Consider the following 20,553-nt stretch of genomic DNA (forward strand, 5'->3'; position numbering starts at 1 on the left):
CCGCAAACGCGTCCGGCCGGACCTTGCGGGCAAGGTCCGGCCGGATACGTGAGATTGACGTCAGTCGTTGACGGTTCAGCCGAGCAGCGTGCTGAGCTCGAGGGTCTCCAGGCCGTGGGCCTCGGCGACCGGGCCGTAAACGACCTTGCCGTCATGGGTGTTGAGGCCCAGCGCCAGCGCCGGGTCGCGGCGCAGCGCCTCGGCCCAGCCGAGGTTCGCGAGCTGCACGATGTACGGCAGGGTCGCGTTCGTCAGGGCGTAGGTGGAGGTGTTCGGAACCGCGCCCGGCATGTTGGCGACGCAGTAGAAGACCGAGTTGTGGACCTGGAAGGTCGGCTCGGCGTGGGTGGTCGGACGGGAGTCCTCGAAGCAGCCGCCCTGGTCGATCGCAATGTCGACAAGGACACTTCCGGGCTTCATCTTGGCGACGAGCTCGTTGGTGACCAGCTTCGGGGCCTTCGCACCCGGGATCAGCACGGCGCCGATGACGAGGTCGGCCTCGATGACGGCCTTCTCCAGCTCGTAGGCGTTGGAGACGATCGTCTTGATCTTCGTGCCGAAGATCTTGTCGGCCTCGCGGAGCTTGTTGATGTCGCGGTCGAGCAGGGTCACGTGGAAGCCCATGCCGATGGCGATCTGCGCCGCGTTCCAGCCGGAGACGCCGCCGCCGATGACCACGCACTCGCCGGCGTGGGTGCCGGGGACACCGCCGGGGAGGACGCCGCGGCCGCCGGCCGAGCGCATCAGGTGGTAGGCGCCGACCTGCGGGGCCAGGCGGCCCGCGACCTCGGACATCGGGGCGAGGAGCGGCAGCGCGCGGTTGGCGAGCTCGACCGTCTCGTACGCGATGGCGGTGGTGCCGGACTCCAGGAGGGCGTCCGTGCACTCGCGGGAGGCCGCGAGGTGCAGGTAGGTGAAGAGGGTCTGGTCCTTGCGGAGGCGGTGGTACTCCTCCGCGATGGGCTCCTTGACCTTCAGCAGCAGGTCGGCGGTCGCCCAGACCTCGTCGGCGGTGCCGAGGATCTCGGCACCGGCGGCGACGTACTCGGCGTCCGTGATCGAGGAGCCGACACCGGCGTTCTGCTCGATGAAGACCTGGTGGCCGTTGCGGACCAGCTCATGCACGCCGGCGGGCGTGATGGCGACCCGGAACTCGTTGTTCTTGACCTCGCGGGGGATGCCGACCTTCATCGTCGATCACGGTCCTTGGCTCAGGGGATATTACGGGGCACTTCCATACATACCCGCCCACAAGAACGCGCAACGGGATGCACCACTGATGTCGTGGTGAAGCCAGTCTAATGAAGGATGAGTCCCTGTCTAGCCTTGCAAACCAATAAGTTTAGTCGGACACACTACGGATTTCGCAGGCTGCGGGGTCATCTCCCAGCAATCTGTCCGCCGCCGAACGGTGCAGCCTGGCCGCCGCCGGGTCACCCAGACGGTCCAGCGTGTCGGCCAGCCGGACCTGGAGCGCGGCCTGAAGGCGCTGGTCCCCCGCCCGGCGCGCCAGCTCGATCGCCTCGCGGCAGGTGTGCAGGGACTCCTCGGGCCGGCCGGCGTACTCCTGGACCCGCGCCATCTCGCTCAACGCCTTTGCCTGGCCGGGGACATCGGCCAGCCGGCGGTAGCCCGCGGCGGCCGCGCGCCAGCTGCGCAGGGCCTCCCCGTAGCGGCCCGCGTAGGTGTGCACGTTGCCGAGCCGGCCGTAGAGCCTGGCCTCGTCCACCCGCTCGCCGCGCGCCAGGGCGTGGGCCAGGGCGCGGCCGAACCAGTCGGAGGCCCGGGGCCAGTCCGCCAGCTCCTGGTACGCCCCTCCTACGGATTCCATCGCGCGGCCCGTCGCGTACGGGTCCTTCGCGGCCTTCCCCGCGCCCAGCGCGGCCCGGTACCGGGCCAGCGCCTCCTGGGTGCGGCCGGTCTCGGCGTCCAGATCGGCCAGGTTCAGCAGGGCGGCGGCCCGCTCCCGGTGCAGGTCGCGCCGCTCGGCCACGTCCAGGACGAGCCGGTGCAGCCCGTACAGCTCGGGGGCGGCCGCCTCGGTGCCGCGGTGCCCGGCCAGCGCCCGGACCAGGGCGGAGACCAGCCTGCGGGCTAGGGTGTCCAGCCCGCCGTCCGCGACCGCCAGGTGCGCGGACGAGGCCAGCGCGGGCAGCCGGGTGTCGAGCCAGGTGGCGGCGGCCCGGCGGTCGGGGAAGCGCAGGGCCCGGGGCGTCCCGTCCAGGTGCTCGCGCAGCAGGCCGTCGTCGTCCTCGTCGGTGTCGGCCATGGCCCGGCAGGAGGTCAGCAGCCGTACGGTCCGCTCCAGCATCCTGGCCCGCGCCAGCTGCACCTCGGCGGGGCGCTCCTTGGTCTCCAGCAGGGCCTGGAGGAAGGGGGCGAGGCAGCCGGGGAGCAGGAAGAGGCCGTCCGGGGCGTGCCGTACGAGGCCCAGCGCGGCGAAGTCCTCCAGGGTGGACTGGGCCGCGGCCACCGAGCAGCCGGCCAGGGCCGAGGCGGTGTGCGAGTCGAGGTACCCGGCCGGGGCGAGCGGCAGCAGGTGCAGGGTGCGGCGGGCCGGCTGCGGCAGGGACTCGTAGACCAGCCGGAAGGCGCGGCCCAGCGGGCCGGTGGTGCCGGGGGGCATGTCGTGGAGCTGCTTGGCGAGGTCGGCGACGGCGGCCTTGGGGTGGGCGGCGAGCCAGCCGCCGGCGAGGGTGAGCGCGGCGGGCAGCCCCCCGCACTCCTCGGCGAGGGCCTCGGCGGCCCGGGGGTCGACGGTGACGCGGGTGTCGCCGATCAGCCGGGCGAGCAGGCCGACGGCGGAGGTGGGGTCGAGGCCGCCGAGGGTGCAGGGGCGGACGTCGGGGATCCCGGTGAGCGGGCCCTCTGCGGTGACCACGACCAGGCACTCGGGGGTGTCGGGGAGCAGGGCGTCGACCTGCTGCGGGTCGGCGGCGTCGTCGACGAGCAGGATCGCCCGCCGGTCCTTGAGGGCCTCCCGCAGGGCGGCGCTCAGGTCGTCCTCGCCGGCCCCGGGCGGGGTGCGCTCGCCGAGCCCCTCCAGCAGGGTCCGGACGGCCCGCTCGGTGGCGACGGGCTCCCCGCCGGGCTCGGTGAGCCGCACCCGGACCAGGCCGTCGGGGTACTGGGGGGCGACCTCGCGCACGAACGCCTCCGCGAGCGCGGTCCGCCCCGACCCGGGCCGCCCGGCGACGAGCAGCACCCGCGCGCGGGGTGCCTTCGCCTTGCGGCCCGAGAGGGTGTCGAGCCCGGTCCGCGCGATGTCCTCGCGCAGCTCCTTGAGCTCACGCCGCCGCCCGACGAAATCCGCCACGGATCCGCTCCTCTCCCTGCCTTCGGGTTGCTGAGCGTAGTTCACGCAGAGCGACGGGTTGCGGGGAGCGCGGCCCGTAGATCGCCCGATCGGATCAGCCGATGTGCCTACTTTTGAATGCGGGGGGGCCGGTTCGCGTTGCGGGGGCCGGTGGGTCGTCTGCGGGTGCGTTGCCGCTGCGCGGAGGCCGGTTCCCCTACCCGCCCTTCGCCCGTTCCCCGGGCTGCGCCCGGACCCCTTCTGGGGGCTCCGCCCCCAGACCCCCGTGCCTCAAACGCCGGCAAGGCTATAGGGAGCCTCGCCGGCGTTTGAGGCGACGGGCGCGGAGCGCCCGTACGGGGTCAGGGGCGGAGCCCGGGGAACGGTGGAAGGGCGGGTAGGGGAACCGGCCCCGCGCAGCGGCCAAGCACCCGCACCCGGCGCCCCGTACAGCCCGGCCAGGGCAGCGGCAAGGGCCTACGCCCCGTACGGCCGGGCCGGCCAAGGGGCGTCGCACGGGCGGAGGCCGTCGAGCCCGCCCTCGGAGGCAAGGGCCGCGGTGAGGGCCAGGACCCCCGTCACCAGCGCCGGGTTGCCCAGCTCGCCCGCCAGGACCCCGCGCACCAGGTCCTCCCGCGCGACCCACTCCACCTGCATGTCGGCCTCCTCCGAGTCGGTCTCCGCGTACCGCTCCTCCTCCGCGTCGGCCACGTCCCGGGCCAGGAAGATCCGGATCGCCTCGTCGGAGCCGCCCGGGGAGGCGAAGAAGTCGGCCAGCACCCGCCAGTCCCCCGCCTTGGCGTGCGCCTCCTCGTACAGCTCCCGCTGCGCCGCGTGCAGCGGGTTCTCCCCCGGCACGTCCAGCAGCCCAGCGGGCAGCTCCCACAGCCGGTGCCGGACGGGGTGGCGGTACTGGCGGATCACCAGCACCCGGCCGTCCCCGTCCAGGGCGAGCACGCACACCGACCCCGGGTGCACCTGGTAGTCGCGGCGGACCACCGAGCCGTCGGGCATCCGCACCTCGTCGGAGTCCACCGCCGTCTTGGCCCCCTGGAAGGGGCGGCTGGTCGACAGCGTCTCCCAGGTCTCCGACGTGTCCTTGATGGCGATCCCCATGGCCAGTGCCCTCCACAACGCGCGACAGCCGGGTACGGATGATCCGTACCCGGCTGTCTACGTTACCGAGCGTCAGCTACGGCGCGTCAGCCCAGTCAGCCCTGCTGCTGGCGCTCCACCGCGGCCTTGACCAGGCCCGCGAAGAGCGGGTGCGGCCGGGTCGGGCGGGAGCGGAGCTCCGGGTGGGCCTGGGTGGCCACCAGGTAGGGGTGCACCTCGCGCGGGTACTCGACGTACTCGACGAGCTTGTTGTCCGGGGAGGTGCCGGAGAAGACCAGGCCGGCCTTCTTCTCCAGCTCGCCGCGGTAGGCGTTGTTGACCTCGTAGCGGTGGCGGTGGCGCTCGTCGACGTACGCGTCGCCGTAGACCTCGCGCACGATCGAGCCCTCGGCCAGCTTGGCCGTGTACATGCCCAGGCGCATGGTGCCGCCCAGGTCGCCCGCGCCCTCGACGAAGGCCAGCTGCTCCTCCATGGTCGAGATGACCGGGTGCGGGGTGGAGGCGTCGAACTCGGTGGAGTTCGCGCCCTCGATGCCCGCCAGGTTGCGCGCGGCCTCGATGACCACGCACTGCAGGCCCAGGCACAGGCCCAGCAGCGGGATCTTGTTCTCGCGGGCGTACGTGATCGCGCCGACCTTGCCGTTGACACCACGGTCGCCGAAGCCGCCGGGCACGCAGATCGCGTCCACGTCGCCGAGCTCCGCCGCGGCACCGGCCGGGGTCTTGCAGTCGTCGGAGGTGACCCACTTGATCTGGACGCGGGCCTTGTTGGCGAAGCCGCCGGCGCGCAGCGCCTCGGTCACCGACAGGTAGGCGTCGGGCAGGTCGATGTACTTGCCGACGAGCGCGACCTTGACCTCGTGGTCGGGGTTGTGGACGCGGTCCAGCAGGTCCTCCCACACCGTCCAGTCGACGTCGCGGAAGGGCAGGTCGAGCTTGCGGACGACGTAGGCGTCCAGGCCCTCGGTGTGCAGCACCTTCGGGATGTCGTAGATCGACTTGGCGTCGATCGCCGCGACCACGGCCGCCTCGTCCACGTCGCACATCAGCGAGATCTTGCGCTTGATGGAGGTGGGGACGTCGCGGTCGGCGCGCAGCACGATCGCGTCGGGCTGGATGCCGATGTTGCGCAGCGCGGCGACGGAGTGCTGGGTCGGCTTGGTCTTCAGCTCGCCGGAGGGGCCGATGTAGGGCAGCAGCGAGATGTGCACGACGAAGACGTTGTCGCGGCCGACCTCGTGGCGGACCTGGCGGACGGTCTCCAGGAACGGCAGCGACTCGATGTCGCCGACCGTGCCGCCGACCTCGGTGATGACGACGTCGACGTCGTCGGTCGCCATGCGGCGGATGCGGTGCTTGATCTCGTTGGTGATGTGCGGGATGACCTGCACGGTGTCACCGAGGTACTCGCCGCGGCGCTCCTTGGCGATGACCGTGTTGTAGACCTGGCCGGTGGTGACGTTGGCCGAGCCGTCGAGGTCGACGTCGAGGAAGCGCTCGTAGTGGCCGATGTCCAGGTCGGTCTCGGCGCCGTCGTTGGTGACGAACACCTCACCGTGCTGGAAGGGGTTCATCGTGCCGGGGTCGACGTTCAGGTACGGGTCGAGCTTCTGCATCGTGACCCGCAGGCCGCGCGCCTTCAGCAGCGCACCCAGGCTGGAGGCCGTCAGGCCCTTGCCGAGGGACGAAGCGACACCCCCGGTGACGAAGATGTGCTTGGTCGTCATGGATTTGGGCGGCATCGCCAAGAGGGGGCTCCCGTGGTCGCGAGGTGAGGTGCGTCCGGCGACTTCTCCCGTTTCCGGGGGTGCCGAAGCTGCGGTTTCGGGGCCCCTGATTCGCACAGGCAGACCACCGGTCCACGGGGTACCAGCCTATCAGCGCCCGGGACGGTCCGCCTCCGGGCGCGCTGCGCGGCGCCGCCCTCGCGTCCTCCGGCAGGCCGTTCCCGCAGGTCACCCGTTCGGCCGAGTGACATTGTCCCAATACTTAAGGAGATCACTAGGGTGCGGTCATAACTTGCTCGGATAACGCTGCACATCGCCGCCGAGCAGTCCGGCAGACGGCGTAACAACGCCAGTTCCGGCAATCTAGGACTCGACGCGGGGATCCCTGCGCACAGGAGACCGCGCGACAGCGCATTGCAAGCGCCCTTCGGGGCGGACGTGGCCGTTCGACTGGAGACCAACGTGTCCGGGCGCATCGAGGATTACGCACTGATCGGGGACATGCAGACCGCGGCGCTGGTCTGCCGGGACGGCGCGGTGGACTGGTTGTGTCTGCCACGTTTCGATTCCCATGCCGTCTTCGCGAGCCTTCTGGGCACCGAGGAACACGGGTTCTGGCGCATCGGCCCGGCGTTCCCCGCGGGTGCGGAGCCGCCGCGGGCCGCCCGCCGCCGCTACCGGGGCGACTCCCTGGTGCTGGAGTCGGAGTGGGACACCCCGCGCGGGACCGTCCGCGTGATCGACTTCATGCCGCCGCGCGAGGACCACGCGCCGCAGCTGATCCGCATCGTGGAGGGCGTCAGCGGGCGCGTCCCGATGCGCTCGGCGCTGCGGATGCGCTTCAGCTACGGGCGGGTCGTGCCGTGGGTGCACAAGGTCGACGGGCGCACCGTGGCCGTCGCCGGCCCGGACTCGGTCTGGCTGGACTCCGACGCGCAGACGTACGGCAAGGACCTGACGACCTACTCCGACTTCACGGTCGGCCCCGGCGACCGGGTGGCCTTCGCGATCAGCTGGCAGCCCTCCCACAAGGGCGCCCCGGAGACCCCGGACGCCGCGGCGGCGCTGGAGGCGACCACCGAGTTCTGGCGCGAGTGGGTGGACCTGTGTACGTACCACGGGCCCTACCGGGAGGCCGTGATCCGCTCGCTGATCACCCTCAAGGCGCTCACGTACGCACCCACGGGCGGGATCGTCGCCGCGCCGACCACCTCCCTCCCGGAGGAGATCGGCGGGGTCCGCAACTGGGACTACCGCTACACGTGGCTGCGCGACGCCGCGATCACCCTGTCCTCGCTGCTGCGCACCGGCTACCGGGGCGAGGCCGCCGCCTGGCGGGACTGGCTGCTGCGCGCGGTGGCGGGCGACCCGGAGAACCTGCAGATCATGTACGGGATCGCCGGCGAGCGCGAGCTCGGCGAGACGGAGCTGGACTGGCTGCCCGGGTACGAGAACTCGGCCCCGGTGCGCGTCGGCAACGGCGCCGCCCACCAGCTCCAGCTCGACGTGTACGGCGAGGTCACCGAGGCCCTGCACCTGGGGCACATGACGGGCCTGGCCCGCAACGACTACGCCTCGGTGCTCCAGCTGAAGCTGATCCGGTACCTGGAGACCCACTGGATGGAGCCGGACGAGGGCATCTGGGAGGTGCGCGGGCCGCGCCGCCACTTCGTGCACTCGAAGGTGATGGCGTGGGTGGCCGTGGACCGCACGATCAAGCTGATCGAGAGCGGGGACGCGGACGGCCCGCTGGAGCGCTGGCGCGAGATGCGCGACGCGATCCACGCGGACGTGTGCGAGAAGGGCTACGACCCGGAGCGCAACACCTTCACCCAGTCCTACGGGTCCCGGGAGCTGGACGCCTCCCTGCTGCTGATCCCGCAGATGGGCTTCCTGCCGCCGGACGACAAGCGGGTCATCGGCACCATCGAGGCGATCCAGCGCGAGCTGTCGACCCCGGACGGGTTCATCCTGCGCTACCCGACGGCCGGCGAGGAGGCCGGGGTGGACGGGCTGGAGGGCGACGAGGGCGCCTTCCTCGCGTGCTCGTTCTGGATGGCCGACGACCTCGCGATGATCGGCCGCGTCGACGAGGCGCGCCGGCTCTTCGAGAAGCTGCTGGCGCTCCGCAACGACCTGGGGCTGCTGGCGGAGGAATGGGACTCCAAGCACGAGCGCCAGGTGGGGAACTTCCCGCAGGCCTTCAGCCACGTTCCGCTGATCGACACGGCGCTGCGGCTGACGGCGAGCGGGGCCTACGGCGGCTGACGCGCGGGGACCCGGCCGCCCGCCTAGCCTGGAAGGGTCCTTTGCCCTCCACGGGAAAGGGGGGTGGCCATGGCGCCCCTCTCGAAGGCGGGCGCGGCCCTCGCCGTGCTCCGCGAGGATCTGGCCGGCGACGTCTTCGCCCCGGACGACCCCGGGTACGACGAGGCCCGGACGGTGTTCAACGCGATGATCGACCGGCGTCCGGCCGTGATCGCCCAGTGCGAGGGCGCGTCGGACGTGGTGACGGCGGTCCGCTTCGCCCGGGAGCTGGACCTGCCGGTCGCGGTGCGCGGGGGCGGGCACAGCGTGGCGGGCATGGCCCTGAACGACGGGGGCCTGGTGGTGGACCTGCGCCGGATGCACGAGGTGACCGTCCATCCGGCGGCGCGGGCCGCGCACGTGGGCGGCGGGGCCACGATGAGCCACCTGGACCGGGCCTGCGAGCCGTACGCCCTGGCGACGACCGGGGGCCGGGCCTCCACCACCGGCGTCGGCGGCTTCGTGCTCGGCGGGGGTACGGGCTGGCTGGACCGGAAGTTCGGCCTGGCGGTGGACAACCTGCTCGGCGCGGACCTGGTGACCGCCGACGGGGAGCTGCTGCACGTCACGGCGGAGGACCACCCGGACCTGTTCTGGGGGCTGCACGGCGGCGGCGGGAACTTCGGCATCGCCACCTCCCTCACGCTGCGGCTGCACGAGCTGCCGCACATGTCGATCGCGTTCCTGCTGTACCTGCCGGAGCGCGGGCCGGAGGCGGTGCGCGCCTTCCGCGACCTCGTCGAGGCCGGGCCGCCCGAGGTGGGCGGCGGCGCCATCTACCTGACGGCCCCGCCCGAGGAGTTCGTCCCGCCGCACCTGGTGGGGCTGCTGCTGGCGGGCGTGCTGGTGACGTACGCGGGCCCCGAGGAGGGGCTGCGGAGGCTGGCCGGGCCGCTGCTGGCGATCCCGCACGAGGTGGAGATGGTCACGCCCATCCCGTACGCCGACCTCCAGTGCATGATCGACGACCCGCCGGGGCTGCGGAACTACTGGTCGGCGGAGTACCTGACCGGTGCCCCGGACGCGTTCGTGGACGTGTTCTGCGCGCGGGCCGACTCGATGCCGGTGCCGTCGGGCACGCAGCACGTGCTGTTCCCGCAGGGCGGGGCGATCGCCTCCGGCCCGGCCGACTACCCGGTCCCGTACCGCGACGCGCCCTGGGCGGTGCACCCGTTCGGGATGTGGGAGGACCCAGCCGACGACGACCGGGTCCGGGAGTGGGTCGGGGAGGTCCGCGCCGACGCCCGGCCGTGGAGCACCGGCGCGGTGTACCTGAACTTCACCGGGGACGAGGGCGCGGACCGGGTGGTGGCGGGCCTGGGCGCCGGGAACATGAGGCGCCTGGCCGGGCTGAAGCGGCGTTACGACCCCGACAACGTCTTCCGCTTCAACCACAACATCCCGCCCGTGTAGGCGCCGGGCGGGGGCGGTGAACGGTCGGTCCGCCGGTCCGGACGGGGGCATATCGGACTCCGCGACCGCCCGGTGATGTGCGCGGAACGGGGCGGCCGGTAGCGTCCGCGATATGGACAACCAGGGCGGAATCACGGTTCAGCGGGCACTTGAGCTGCCGGGGCTGCGCAGCGGACTCCCGGAGGTCGTCGCCTGCGCCGACCGGCTGGGCCGGACCGTGCGCTGGGTGCACGCCGGCGAGGTGCCGAACATCGCCTCGCTGCTCAAGGGCGGCGAACTGCTGCTGACCACCGGGCTCGGTCTGGGCACCCGGCCTGCCGAACAGCGCGCCTTCGTACGCCGCCTCGCGGACCGGGGCATCGCCGCGCTGGTCGTGGAACTGGGCCCGCGCTTCACCCGGCTGCCCGCCACCATCGTCGAGACCGCGAAGGCCGCCGGACTGCCCCTGGTCCAACTCCACCGCGAGGTCCCCTTCGTGACGGTGACGGAGGAGGTCCACACCGAGATCGTCAACGGCCACTACGCCCTGCTCCAGCGCGCCGAGGAGGTCCACCGGCGCTGCACGGAGGCCCTGCTGGGCGGCGGCGGGATCCCGCAGGTGCTGCGCATCCTGTCCGACTTCACCGGGAACCCGGTCTTCCTGGAGACCCCGGACGGCCAACTCCTCTACGCGGCCGGACCGGCGGCCGGGGAGGCGGCGGCGGACCCGCTCCAGGTGTGGGAGGGGCTGCGGGGGCAGCGCACCGCCGAGCCCTCGGCGAACGCCGTGGTGGTCGACGTACCGGGCGGCGGCCACGGCACCGGGTCGGTCCGGGCGCGGGTCGTCCTGGTCGGGGTCTCGGCACCGCTGCTCCCGGTGCACCGGATGGCGGCGGAGCGCACGGCGGGGGTCCTCGCGGTCGTGTTGATGCAGGCCCGGCAGGAGGAGGAGCTGGCCGCGCGCGGCCGGGGGGACTTCCTCACGGACCTCGCGGAGGGCCGGATCTCGGCGGAGGACGCCCCGGCGCAGGCCCGCGTCCTCGGCTTCCGGCCCGGGACGGGCCCGCTGCTGCCGATCGTGATGCGGCTGTCCACGGACCTGGGGGCCTCCGGGAACTGGGCGGTGCTGGCCCGGGCCGTGCTGGAGGAACTGTCCTCCGTCGGGGTGCCGGTACTGCTGGGCGTCCGCCCGGTGGAGGGCCGGGTGCCGCTGCTGGTCTCCCTGCGCACCGAGTCCGAACGCACCGCCGTCGCCGACCGGGTAGCCGCGGCGCTGCGGGCGGGCGTCGAACGGGCCGGCCTCGACCGGGCCTCCGCCCCGCCGGCCGTGGTCGTCGGCGTCGCCGGCGGCTGGGCGGCCGCCTCCTCGGGCCTGCGGCACGCCGCCGAGACCGCCACCGCCGCCCACGGCCTGCCGGCCCGGCCCTGGTACGACGCCCGCCGCCTGGACATCGACCTGCTGCTGTGGCGCCTGCGCGAGCACCCGGACCTGGCGGCGTTCGTCGACCGCGCGATCGGGGCCCTGCGCGTCCACGACGCGGCCTCCCGCCCGCCGCTGCTCCCCACCCTGGAGACCTACCTGGCCCACGCGGGCCGCAAGGCGGAGACCGCCCGCGAACTCCACCTGAACCGCCAGACCCTGTACAACCGCCTGGCCCGCATCTCGGAACTCCTGGGCACGGACCTGGACGACCCGGAAACGGTCCTCTCCCTCAGCCTGGCCCTGCGAGCCCGACGGCACACGGGGGCATGAGGGGGGTGGGGGGTGGGGGCGCGGGCCCGCTATCTCCCCCTCGACCCCCACCGGCCGGACGGCGCCTGCCCACCCGCCTCCCGGGGTGCGGGTGGGTGCCCGGGGAGCGGTAGCCCCTCGAACGGCCTCAGAGCAGGTTGGGGGCTTCCCGTCAGTCCCATCGTCCTTCCGCGTCGTGCCGGCCTGTCAAGGGCGCTCCTTCGTCGCGTCGCTACGCGATGTCGCTTCGCTCCACCCTTGACAGACCGACCCGCCCCGGAAAGCCGAAAGACTGCCGGGAAACCCCCAAAGAAACGGCACGGTCCATGATCAAGGGACGGGTCCGTCAGGGATGAGGCGAGGGGCCGGGGCCCGGCCTGCCGGGCATCCGAGCCCCAGATCCATGATTCCGGGCCAGGGGCGCGGCTACCTGCACGAAAAGTCGATCAGAGCGTCCTGCGGACCACCCAGACGCGACAGATCGCTACGCGCTCCTCCCGGCTTGGCGTCCGGCGACCGCCCTGGGCTGATACCTGCACCAAAAGTCGACCAGAGCAGCGCGGAAGCGCAGGGGCGCGACAGATCGCTACGCGCTCCTCTCGTCTCAGCGTCCGGCGACCGTCCTGGGCTGACACCCGCACCAGAGGACGAACCGACAGGCCCAGGGATCCGACAGACGCGAGAGATCGCTACGCGCTTCGGACACTTCGGCGACTGGCTCTCGCTTCGGATTTCCGGGGAAGGGAGTCGGCTGCATTTCGTTCCCCGGTCAGTCCAGGGGAAGGGACTGGTGGGCGGCGACGATCGCGTCGATGCGGTGGGCGAGGTCGAAGTCGGCTGCGGTGAGGCGGTGACCGGCGTCGTGGGTGGTGATCGTTGCCCGCAGGTGGTCGATCCGCAGGTCGAGGTCCGCGTGGTGCTGGATGCGCCTGGACCGGTCGGCGATGGTGACGATGGCTGCCACGGCGGCGTGGTAGCGGATCTCGTAGGTGCGGGTGATCTCGTCGCCCTTGCGCTCCCAGCCGGGCAGCCCGGCCAGCATCTCGGCGATCTGCTCGTCGGTGAGGACCGTCGGTACGCCCATGTCAGCTCCCCTTGCCAACCGGCGCCAGGATCTCGGCGAGGCCCCGGCCTACGGGGGCATCGTGCCACGGACGCATGGCCCGCTCCAGGACGAAGGAGCGCCCTTGACAGGCGGGCACGAACAGGAAGGACGATGGGACTGACGGGGGTGCAGGTGTCCCGGTAGGCCTCGGCCCGGCCTTCATGGTCTTGTTCTTGGGCTGGCCCAGCGGCCTCCGGGCTACCGTGCGTTCATGGCTGACTTCATGATCGTGCTGACGACGACCGACACTCAGGATGCGGCCCGTGCTCTCTCCCGCTCGGCCGTCGAGACGAACCTCGCGGCCTCCGGCCAGGTGACCGGCCCAATCGAGACCACCTACCGGCACCTTGGCGAAGTCTCCCAAGGCATCGAGTGGCAGGTGACGTTCAGGACCAGCGGTGACCGGATCAAGGCCTTGGAAGACCACCTCGTGGCCCACCACCCCTACGACTCACCGGAAGTCATCGCCTTCACCATCGACGCCGGCCGCGCCGAATACCTGGAGTGGATCACCCGGGCCACGCGCTAGGGCTTGTCGTCAAAAGGGTTGCGGCCCGTGAGGTTGGGCTGACCGAGGAGGAGGGCGGCAGCCGGGTGGACGAAACTCACGTGCCAGCACAGTTGCGTCTGGGTGATGATTCACCGATGTTGAACGTCACCGGCGCGGACGATGCCGAAAGCACGGCTCTCTTGCTGGCCATGATGCACCAACTGCACAAGCAGCTGAACGATTTCACCACTCAGCTCTACCTCACGCACAACTTCGGGGATGAGTCTGGGTTGATGCCTGCCATCTTGATCGAAACGCATGCAGCGGGACCTGAACTGCGGCTCCACCACCGCTTCAGCTTCTTCGCGGAGGGCGATGCCGACGTCAGTGAGCTGCGATTTTCGGCAGGTGTGACCATCACCTCGGCCGGGTGCATCGTTCAAGCCATGGTGGATGTCGACCTTGAACGACCCTTCGGAGAGTTCGGTGCCGACGTCCACTCCCTCTATTTCGAGCGGATCGATCAACTTTCCCTCACGGACGCCCTGAGCCGTTTGCAGGAGCAGGTCACAGCGCTCTGCACGATGGGCGATCTCCCGGCCCGTCTGGGTTTTGAATCACGCTGATCGCGATCAACTCGTCGACGACACCCGGGAAGCCAGGCGAGAGGATCACGCCCACATCAGGAGTGATGCGAGGGTGATCGCAGCTTCGTAGGACTGGGCGGTCTTGTCATACCGGGTGGCAATGCCCCGCCACTGCTTCAAGCGGTTGAAGCACCGTTCCACGACGTTGCGGTGCTTGTAGACCACGCGGTCGAAGGCTGGCGGCCGGCCTCCGTTACTCCCTCGCCGGGCGCGGTTGCGGGCCTGGTCTGCCCGCTCAGGGATCGTATGGGGGATGCGCCGCCGGCGGAGCCAGGTCCGGATCGCTTTTCGAGCTGTAGTCCTTGTCGCCGAGGACGTGATCGGGCCGCATGCGGGGCCGTCCGGGTCCGATGCGTGGCACTCTGATCGCGTCCATGACCACGGTGAACTGGGTACAGACATCGCGTCAGGCGCCGAGGGCGAGCTGATGGCCGTGATCAACGAGAACGTCTCGGACTCCGTCGCCCACGAGCGCTGGATCGAGCTCGCCTACATCCGAGGCGCCTCCGGCCGCGAGTTCACCACCGCCGCCACCAACGTCCAGCCCGCCCCGGACCAGCCCAGGACGGCCGTCGGCCGCCGAGATCAGAGGAGCACGTAGCGATCTGAAGCGCCCCTGCGCTTCCGCACTGCTCTGATCGACTTTTGCTGCAGGCATCAGCCCCAGGCGGTCGCCGGACGCCAAGCCTTGAGGAGCGCGTAGCGATCTGTCGCGCTTGGGTGGTCCGTAGCGTGCTCTGAGCGACTTTTCGTGCAGGTAGTCGCGCCCCTGGCCCCGGACCGGGGCTGGACGGGCCCGGATGCCCGGCGGGCCGGGTCCCGGCCCCTCGCCTCATCGCTGAGAGACCCGTCCCTTGGTCATGGACCGTGCCGTTTCTTTGGGGGTTTCCCGGCAGTCTTTCGGCTTTCCGGGGCGGGTCGGCCTGTCAAGGGTGGCCGAAGGCCATCGCGAAGCGACGCGACGAAGGAGCGCCCTTGACAGGCCGGCACGAACCGGAAGGACGATGGGACTGACGGGAAGCCCCCAACCAGCTCTGAGACCGCCCGGGGGTGCACCGCCCACCCGGCCCCCGGCCCGCAGACAGGGAGGCGGGTGGGCAGCCGCCGCCCGACCCCAGCGGGTCGAGGGGGAGATAGCGCGCCCGCGCCCCGCGCCCGCACCCCCCGCCCCCTCAGGCGACCGGCCGGTCCATCAGTTCGTCGTAGACCGCCAGGACCTGCGCCACCGTGTCGTCCTCCGACGGCCACGTCGCCGCCTGGGCGCGTCCCGCCACCGCGAGGGCGGCGCGGCGGTCCGGGTCGTCCAGGAGGGCCGCCACCGCGCCCGCCAGTGCGCCCGAGTCGCCGTAGGGGACCAGGACCGCCGCGTCGCCGACCAGTTCCGGGACGGCTCCGACCTCGGTGGCCACCAGCGCCACCCCCGCCCTCAGGGCCTCCTGCGCGAGCAGGGAGCGGCCCTCCCAGCGGCTGGGCAGGACGGCGACGTCGGCCGCCGCCAGCAGGCGGTCGGCGTCGCGGCGGCGGCCCAGGAGGCGGACCGGGAGGCCCTCCTCCTGGATGCGCCGGGTCAGTTCGGGCCGCAGCGGCCCCTCCCCCGCGATCACCAGCAGCGGCAGCGGCTCCAGCACCCGCCAGGCGCGCGCCGCGTCCAGCAGGACGGAGTACCCGCGGCGCGCCACCAGGCTGCCGACCGCGATGATCAGGGGCCGTTCCACCGCGCCCAGTTCCGCCCGGGTCTTGCCCGCGTCGGGGAGTGCCGCCGCCGCGGGGACGGCGACCGCCGCCAGCCGGGCGTCCCGGGCGCCGCGCCGCCGCGCGAGGTCGACCTGGTCGGAGGAGGAGCCGAGCACCACCGCCGCGGCCCGGGCCACGTGCCGTTCCAGGAGCCGGCTCAGCCGGCCGAGGGGTCCCGCGGGTTCGGGCGGGCCGCTGTGCCAGGTCACCACCAGCGGTACCCGGCGTCCGCCCCGGCGCAGCGCCATCGCGGCGCGCATCCCGGCGCGGATCCCGTGGGCGTGCACCACGTCGGCCCCGGCGCAGGCGGCCCGCAGGGCGCCCGATGCGTCGGGGGTGAACTCCGCCCCGGCGCCGGTGAAGTCGTACTCCCCTTCGGCCGCGACGGGGGCGCACACGGTGACCCGTACGCCCCGCGCCGCCAGTCCCGTGGTCAGGGACCGCACGTGCGCGCTGCTGCCCGCGCCCGCACCGCCGAGGACCTGGACGGCGCGCAGCGGCGGCCGCCCGTACGGCTGTGCGGGGGCCGGGAAGGAGGCCGGGGAGCTGCTCACTGGCCGTAGCTCCAGGGTGAGGGGTCAGAGACGTCGCCCAGGATGCCAGTCCGCACGCGCGTTCCGGGACCATACGGGTGCGGATCCCGCGCGAGATGCCGCCGTGCGCCCCCCAGCCTCACCCACACGGGCTAACGTCCGCGTCGTCACGCGTCCGCGCGGGCCGCCTCCAGCAGCTCTTCGGCGTGGGCCCGCGCCGTCTGGGAGTCCTCCTGGCCGGCCAGCATCCGTGACAGCTCGCGGATCCGCTCCTCGCCTTCCAGGACGGTCACCCCGGAGCGGGTCACCGATCCGTCGACGGTCTTCTCCACGAGCAGCTGGCGGTCGGCGAAGGCCGCGACCTGCGGCAGGTGCGTGACGACGACGACCTGCGCGGACTTGGCGAGCTTCGCGAGCCGCCGGCCGATCTCGACGGCGGCCTTGCCGCCGACGCCCGCGTCGACCTCGTCGAAGAGGTAGGTGGGCACGGGGGCGGTGCCGGCGAAGACGACCTCGACGGCCAGCATGACCCGGGAGAGCTCGCCGCCCGAGGCGCCCTTGGCGATCGGACGGGGCTGGGCGCCGGGGTGCGGGGCCAGCAGCAGTTCGACCTCGTCCGCGCCCGCGGGCCCGTACGCGACCGTGCGTCCGCCGACCTCGACGCCGTCGGCGTCATCGGTCTGGCGGATGTCGATGGTCACCCGGGCGTGCGGCATGGCCAGGGAGGCGAGCTCGGCGGTGACGGCGGCGGCGAAGCGTTCGGCGGCCTCGGTCCGGGCGTCCGTCAGGGCCTGGGCCAGCAGGGACAGCTCCTCGCGGAGGGCGTCCCGCTCGGCGGTCAGCTCGGTGATCCGTTCGTCGTCCCCGTCCAGCTCCAGCAGCCGCGCCGAGCCCTTCTGGGCCCAGTCGAGCACCGCGTCGACGGACTCCCCGTACTTGCGGGTGAGCTGGGTGAGGGCGGCCCTGCGCTCCTCCACCGCGGCCAGCCGCAGCGGATCGGCGTCCAGGTCGTCGGCGTACCCGGCGAGCTCGCCGGCCACGTCGCCGAGCAGGATGCCCAGCTCCGCGATCCGGTCGGCGAGCCCCCCGAGCGCCGGGTCGTGGGAGCGTACGGATTCCAGGGCGCGGTGCGCGCCGGCGACGAGGGTGTTGGCGTCGACGCCCTCCGGGTCCTCGACGTCGCCGGCGAGGGCCGCGTGCGCGGTCTGCGCGGCGGAGGCCAGGGACTCGGCGTGCCCGAGCCGTTCGGCCTCGGCCGCGAGTTCGGCGTCCTCGCCGGGCAGCGGTTCGACGGCGGCGATCTCGTCGAGTCCGAAGCGCAGCAGGTCCGCTTCCTGGGCCCGTTCGCGGGCGCGGGTGGTGATGGTGTCGAGTTCGGTGGTGGCGGCGCGCAGCCGCCGGTACGCGCCGGCGTACTTCTCCAGGGGGACGGCGACGGCGTCGCCGGCGTACCGGTCGAGGGCCTGGCGCTGGCGGGCCGGGCGCAGCAGGCCCTGCTGGTCGGTCTGGCCGTGGACGGCGACGAGGTCGTCGGCGAGTTCGGCGAGCAGGCCGACGGGGACGGAGCGGCCGCCGACGTGGGCGCGGGAGCGCCCTTCGGCGGACACGGTCCGGCTGATGAGCAGGGCGCCCTCGTCGAGCTCGGCCCCGGCTTCCTCGGCGCGTACGGCGGCGGGTGCGTCCGGGCGCATGACGACGCGCCCCTCGACCACCGCGGCCTTGGCCCCGATCCGTACGAGGGCCGGGTCGGCGCGGCCGCCGAGCAGCAGCCCGAGGCTGGTGACGACCATCGTCTTGCCCGCACCGGTCTCGCCGGTCACCGCGGTGAAACCGGGCGACAGCTCGACCACCGCGTCGTCGATGACCCCGAGCGACCGTATCCGCATCTCCTCAAGCACGGGACGACCATACCGAGGTTTCACGGGTGCCATGTGACCTCACCCGCCCGAAGTTTCTCGAACGGATGTGCTATTGGAGCGTCAGTGCGGTGCCCCGCGCCACCCCGAGACCGGCAGCGCGAACTTCGCCACCAGCCGGTCCGTGAACGACGCGTGGTGCAGCCGGGCGAGCCGCACCGGCACCGTCCCCCGGCGCACCTCCACCCGCGCACCGGCGGGCAGCTCCAGCGTCCTGCGCCCGTCGCACCACAGGGCGCCGTGCGGGGTACCGTTCTGCACCTCCACCGCCAGCACCGAGGTGGGCGAGGTCACCAGCGGCTTCGCGAACAGCGCGTGCGCGCTGATCGGCACCATCAGCAGCGCCTCCACCTCCGGCCAGACCACCGGCCCGCCCGCGGAGAACGCGTACGCCGTGGAACCCGTCGGCGTCGCGCAGACGATCCCGTCACAGCCGAAGCCGGTCACCGGGCGCCCGTCGATCTCCAGGACCACCTCCAGCATCCGCTCGGCGGACACCTTCTGGACGGCGGCCTCGTTCAGCGCCCAGTCCCGGTGCACGATGTCGCCGTTGGTCCGTACGAGGACGTCGAGGGTCATCCGCTCCTCGACCTCGTACGACCGGGTCACCACCCGGTCCACGACCTTGTCCAGGTCGTCCCGCTCGGCCTCGGCGAGGAACCCCACCCGGCCCAGGTTGACGCCCAGCATCGGCACCCCCGAACCGCGCGCGAACTCCGCCCCGCGCAGCAGGGTCCCGTCACCGCCCAGCACGATCAGCAGCTCGCACCCGCCGAGCACCTTGGGCGTGCACTCCGCGACGAGCTCCACCTCGGGCGGCAGCGGCAGGTCCCGCGCCTCGTGCTCCAGGACCCGCACCCCGATCCCCGACTTCAGCAGCCCCTGCACCACCAGCTCGGCGCTGCGGATCGCGGCCGGCCGGCCGGTGTGCGCGACCAGGAAGACGGTCCGCGGCCCCGCGGCCTCCCCCGAAGCCGCCCCCTCCGATTCCACCCGACGTGCTGAACCTGCTGAACCTGCTGACACATCCGTCACTGCGGCCCCTCCGCCACTGCACGATCGACATCCCCCGGGTCGAGTGCCGGTGCCCCCGCCCGAAGCCACAGAAAGTACTCGACGTTCCCCGACGGCCCCGGCAACGGGCTCGCGGTCACCCCGAGCACGCCCAGCCCCAGCTTCCAGGCCTGCGCCGCGACGTCCTTCACGGCCTCGGCCCGCAGCTCGGCGCTGCGCACCACACCGCCGCTGCCCAGGCGCTCCTTGCCCACCTCGAACTGCGGCTTCACCATCAGCACCAGATCGGCGTCCGGCGCCGTGCACCGCACCAGCGCGGGCAGCACCAGGCCGATGGAGATGAAGGACAGGTCCCCGACGACCAGGTCCACCGGGATCCCGTCGATCAGCTCCGGCGTCAGCTCGCGCACGTTCGTACGGTCCTTGACGGTGACCCGCTCGTCGCTCTGCAGCGACCAGGCGAGCTGCCCGTAGCCGACGTCGACGGCGACGACGTGGGACACGCCCGCGCGCAGCAGCACGTCGGTGAACCCGCCCGTCGAGGCGCCCGCGTCCAGCGCCCGGCGGCCCTCGACGGCCAGCCCCTGCGGCCGGAACGCGGCGAGCGCGCCGGCCAGCTTGTGGCCGCCCCGGGAGACGTAGTCGGGGTCGCTGTCGTCCTTGAGGACGACGAGCGCCGCGCTGGTCTCGACCTGGGTGGCCGCTTTGGTGGCGGTGGTACCGCCCACGGTGACCCGGCCCGCGGCGATCAGCTGGGCCGCGTGCTCGCGCGAGCGGGCCATGCTGCGGCGTACCAGTTCGGCGTCCAGGCGGCGGCGTGCCACTCCTGCCACGTTCGGTTCAGCTCCTGTTTTCGTAAGGTCCGGGGACGGGCGTCGCGTCCAGCGCGTCCAGCGCCTCGCGCAGTCCCCTGTGCACATCCTCGTACACCTCGACGTGCCCGTCCGCCGCCAGGTCGTCCGCGTCCGCCAGCCGCTCCAGGTGCGCGTCCACCGCGGCGTGGCCGGTGGGCGTCCGTACGAGGCCCAGGGGCGCGGGCCCGGCGGACGGCTCGGCGGGCCCGCCCACGGGCTCCCGGGGTTCGTCCGGAACGCTCCCGGACTGTGCGTCGGTCATGCCACGACGCTACCCCGAAGCGCGGCCGCCACCACCCGCGGCTCTGCGGTACGGTCGTGATCACCATGGCTACGATCCAGGAGTGCCGCGCGGCACTCGACCGACTCTCCGACAACCTGGCCTCGGCGGACGGCGACGTACGCGGCGCCGCCGCCTTCGACCGCTCCCTGAGCTGCCACATCACGGACCTCGACGAAACCTTTTCCGGCCGCCTCCAGAACGGCCGGATCCGGGTGGACGGGGTCACGCCCGGACCGCCCCGGACCAAGGCCGAGATCCGGCTGGCGATGACCGGCGACGACCTGGTCGCGATGGTCGCCGGCGAGCTGAAGTTCGCCAAGGCCTGGGCCTCGGGCCGGGTCCGCCTGGAGGCGGGCTTCCGCGACCTCCTGCGCCTCAAGAGCATGCTGTAGGACGGGCGCCCGACGG

17 protein-coding genes and 1 pseudogene are annotated in these 20,553 nt (G+C 72.7%); 7 read left to right on the top strand and 11 right to left on the bottom strand.

Going from position 1 to position 20,553, the window contains the following annotated elements:
- Window positions 1-75: 75 nt before the first annotated feature.
- The 4 genes from ald to ACIPW5_RS32280 form a co-directional block, all read right to left on the bottom strand.
- Window positions 76-1,191 (bottom strand): alanine dehydrogenase, encoded by a 1,116-nt coding sequence (gene ald, locus ACIPW5_RS32265; protein ID WP_401252610.1) that lies wholly within the window; start codon window positions 1,189-1,191, stop codon window positions 76-78.
- A gap of 151 nt (window positions 1,192-1,342) precedes the next feature.
- Window positions 1,343-3,361, bottom strand: a complete 2,019-nt coding sequence (locus ACIPW5_RS32270; protein WP_401252613.1) for a tetratricopeptide repeat protein — start codon at window positions 3,359-3,361, stop codon at window positions 1,343-1,345.
- A 411-nt stretch (window positions 3,362-3,772) separates the two neighbouring features.
- Window positions 3,773-4,405 (bottom strand): NUDIX domain-containing protein, encoded by a 633-nt coding sequence (locus tag ACIPW5_RS32275; protein ID WP_401252672.1) that lies wholly within the window; start codon window positions 4,403-4,405, stop codon window positions 3,773-3,775.
- 101 nt (window positions 4,406-4,506) lie between these two features.
- Window positions 4,507-6,153 carry a CTP synthase gene (locus tag ACIPW5_RS32280; RefSeq protein ID WP_401252614.1) on the bottom strand — a complete coding sequence of 549 codons (1,647 nt, stop codon included), beginning with the start codon at window positions 6,151-6,153 and terminating at the stop codon, window positions 4,507-4,509.
- Window positions 6,154-6,576: 423 nt separating this feature from the next.
- Here ACIPW5_RS32280 and ACIPW5_RS32285 point away from each other — a divergent pair, with 423 nt between their 5' ends.
- The 3 genes from ACIPW5_RS32285 (at window position 6,577) to ACIPW5_RS32295 (ending at window position 11,590) form a co-directional block, all read left to right on the top strand.
- Window positions 6,577-8,406, top strand: a complete 1,830-nt coding sequence (locus tag ACIPW5_RS32285; RefSeq protein WP_401252617.1) for a glycoside hydrolase family 15 protein — start codon at window positions 6,577-6,579, stop codon at window positions 8,404-8,406.
- A gap of 69 nt (window positions 8,407-8,475) precedes the next feature.
- A complete protein-coding gene (locus ACIPW5_RS32290; protein WP_401252620.1) occupies window positions 8,476-9,858 on the top strand; it encodes an FAD-binding protein in 1,383 nt (460 codons plus the stop codon).
- Window positions 9,859-9,970: 112 nt separating this feature from the next.
- Window positions 9,971-11,590, top strand: coding sequence for a PucR family transcriptional regulator (locus tag ACIPW5_RS32295; protein WP_401252623.1), 1,620 nt, complete (start codon window positions 9,971-9,973; stop codon window positions 11,588-11,590).
- Between the two features lie 748 nt (window positions 11,591-12,338).
- On the opposite strand, the gene ACIPW5_RS32300 is transcribed toward ACIPW5_RS32295, so the two are convergent.
- Window positions 12,339-12,653, bottom strand: coding sequence for a 4a-hydroxytetrahydrobiopterin dehydratase (locus tag ACIPW5_RS32300; protein WP_401252626.1), 315 nt, complete (start codon window positions 12,651-12,653; stop codon window positions 12,339-12,341).
- 232 nt (window positions 12,654-12,885) lie between these two features.
- Here ACIPW5_RS32300 and cutA point away from each other — a divergent pair, with 232 nt between their 5' ends.
- Both cutA and ACIPW5_RS32310 read left to right on the top strand, forming a co-directional pair.
- Window positions 12,886-13,203, top strand: coding sequence for a divalent-cation tolerance protein CutA (cutA, locus tag ACIPW5_RS32305; RefSeq protein ID WP_401252628.1), 318 nt, complete (start codon window positions 12,886-12,888; stop codon window positions 13,201-13,203).
- A gap of 65 nt (window positions 13,204-13,268) precedes the next feature.
- Window positions 13,269-13,790 (top strand): hypothetical protein, encoded by a 522-nt coding sequence (locus ACIPW5_RS32310; RefSeq protein ID WP_401252631.1) that lies wholly within the window; start codon window positions 13,269-13,271, stop codon window positions 13,788-13,790.
- A 45-nt stretch (window positions 13,791-13,835) separates the two neighbouring features.
- Here ACIPW5_RS32310 and ACIPW5_RS32315 read toward each other — a convergent pair.
- Window positions 13,836-14,205: pseudogene (locus ACIPW5_RS32315) on the bottom strand (transposase); the annotation flags it as partial.
- On the opposite strand from ACIPW5_RS32315, the gene ACIPW5_RS32320 reads away from it, so the two are divergent.
- Window positions 14,200-14,412 (top strand): hypothetical protein, encoded by a 213-nt coding sequence (locus ACIPW5_RS32320; protein WP_401252674.1) that lies wholly within the window; start codon window positions 14,200-14,202, stop codon window positions 14,410-14,412. The pseudogene ACIPW5_RS32315 and the gene ACIPW5_RS32320 overlap by 6 nt on opposite strands.
- 571 nt (window positions 14,413-14,983) lie before the next feature.
- On the opposite strand, the gene ACIPW5_RS32325 is transcribed toward ACIPW5_RS32320, so the two are convergent.
- From ACIPW5_RS32325 to ACIPW5_RS32345, 5 genes are all read right to left on the bottom strand, one after another.
- Window positions 14,984-16,099: a glycosyltransferase family 4 protein gene (locus ACIPW5_RS32325; protein WP_401252634.1), complete on the bottom strand. Its 1,116-nt coding sequence runs from the start codon at window positions 16,097-16,099 to the stop codon at window positions 14,984-14,986.
- 146 nt (window positions 16,100-16,245) lie between these two features.
- Window positions 16,246-17,964 carry a DNA repair protein RecN gene (gene recN / locus ACIPW5_RS32330; RefSeq protein ID WP_401252677.1) on the bottom strand — a complete coding sequence of 573 codons (1,719 nt, stop codon included), beginning with the start codon at window positions 17,962-17,964 and terminating at the stop codon, window positions 16,246-16,248.
- A 93-nt stretch (window positions 17,965-18,057) separates the two neighbouring features.
- Complete coding sequence (locus tag ACIPW5_RS32335) at window positions 18,058-18,987, bottom strand: NAD kinase (RefSeq protein ID WP_401252637.1); 930 nt, start codon at window positions 18,985-18,987, stop codon at window positions 18,058-18,060.
- Window positions 18,988-19,025: 38 nt separating this feature from the next.
- Window positions 19,026-19,841, bottom strand: coding sequence for a TlyA family RNA methyltransferase (locus tag ACIPW5_RS32340; protein WP_401252640.1), 816 nt, complete (start codon window positions 19,839-19,841; stop codon window positions 19,026-19,028).
- Between the two features lie 7 nt (window positions 19,842-19,848).
- Window positions 19,849-20,124, bottom strand: coding sequence for a hypothetical protein (locus tag ACIPW5_RS32345; RefSeq protein ID WP_401252643.1), 276 nt, complete (start codon window positions 20,122-20,124; stop codon window positions 19,849-19,851).
- 65 nt (window positions 20,125-20,189) lie between these two features.
- On the opposite strand from ACIPW5_RS32345, the gene ACIPW5_RS32350 reads away from it, so the two are divergent.
- Window positions 20,190-20,537 (top strand): alkyl sulfatase C-terminal domain-containing protein, encoded by a 348-nt coding sequence (locus ACIPW5_RS32350; protein ID WP_401252646.1) that lies wholly within the window; start codon window positions 20,190-20,192, stop codon window positions 20,535-20,537.
- Window positions 20,538-20,553 lie beyond the last annotated feature (16 nt).

The sequence above is a fragment of the Streptomyces sp. NPDC090077 genome, assembly GCF_044747545.1.
Taxonomy (GTDB): Bacteria; Actinomycetota; Actinomycetes; order Streptomycetales; family Streptomycetaceae; genus Streptomyces.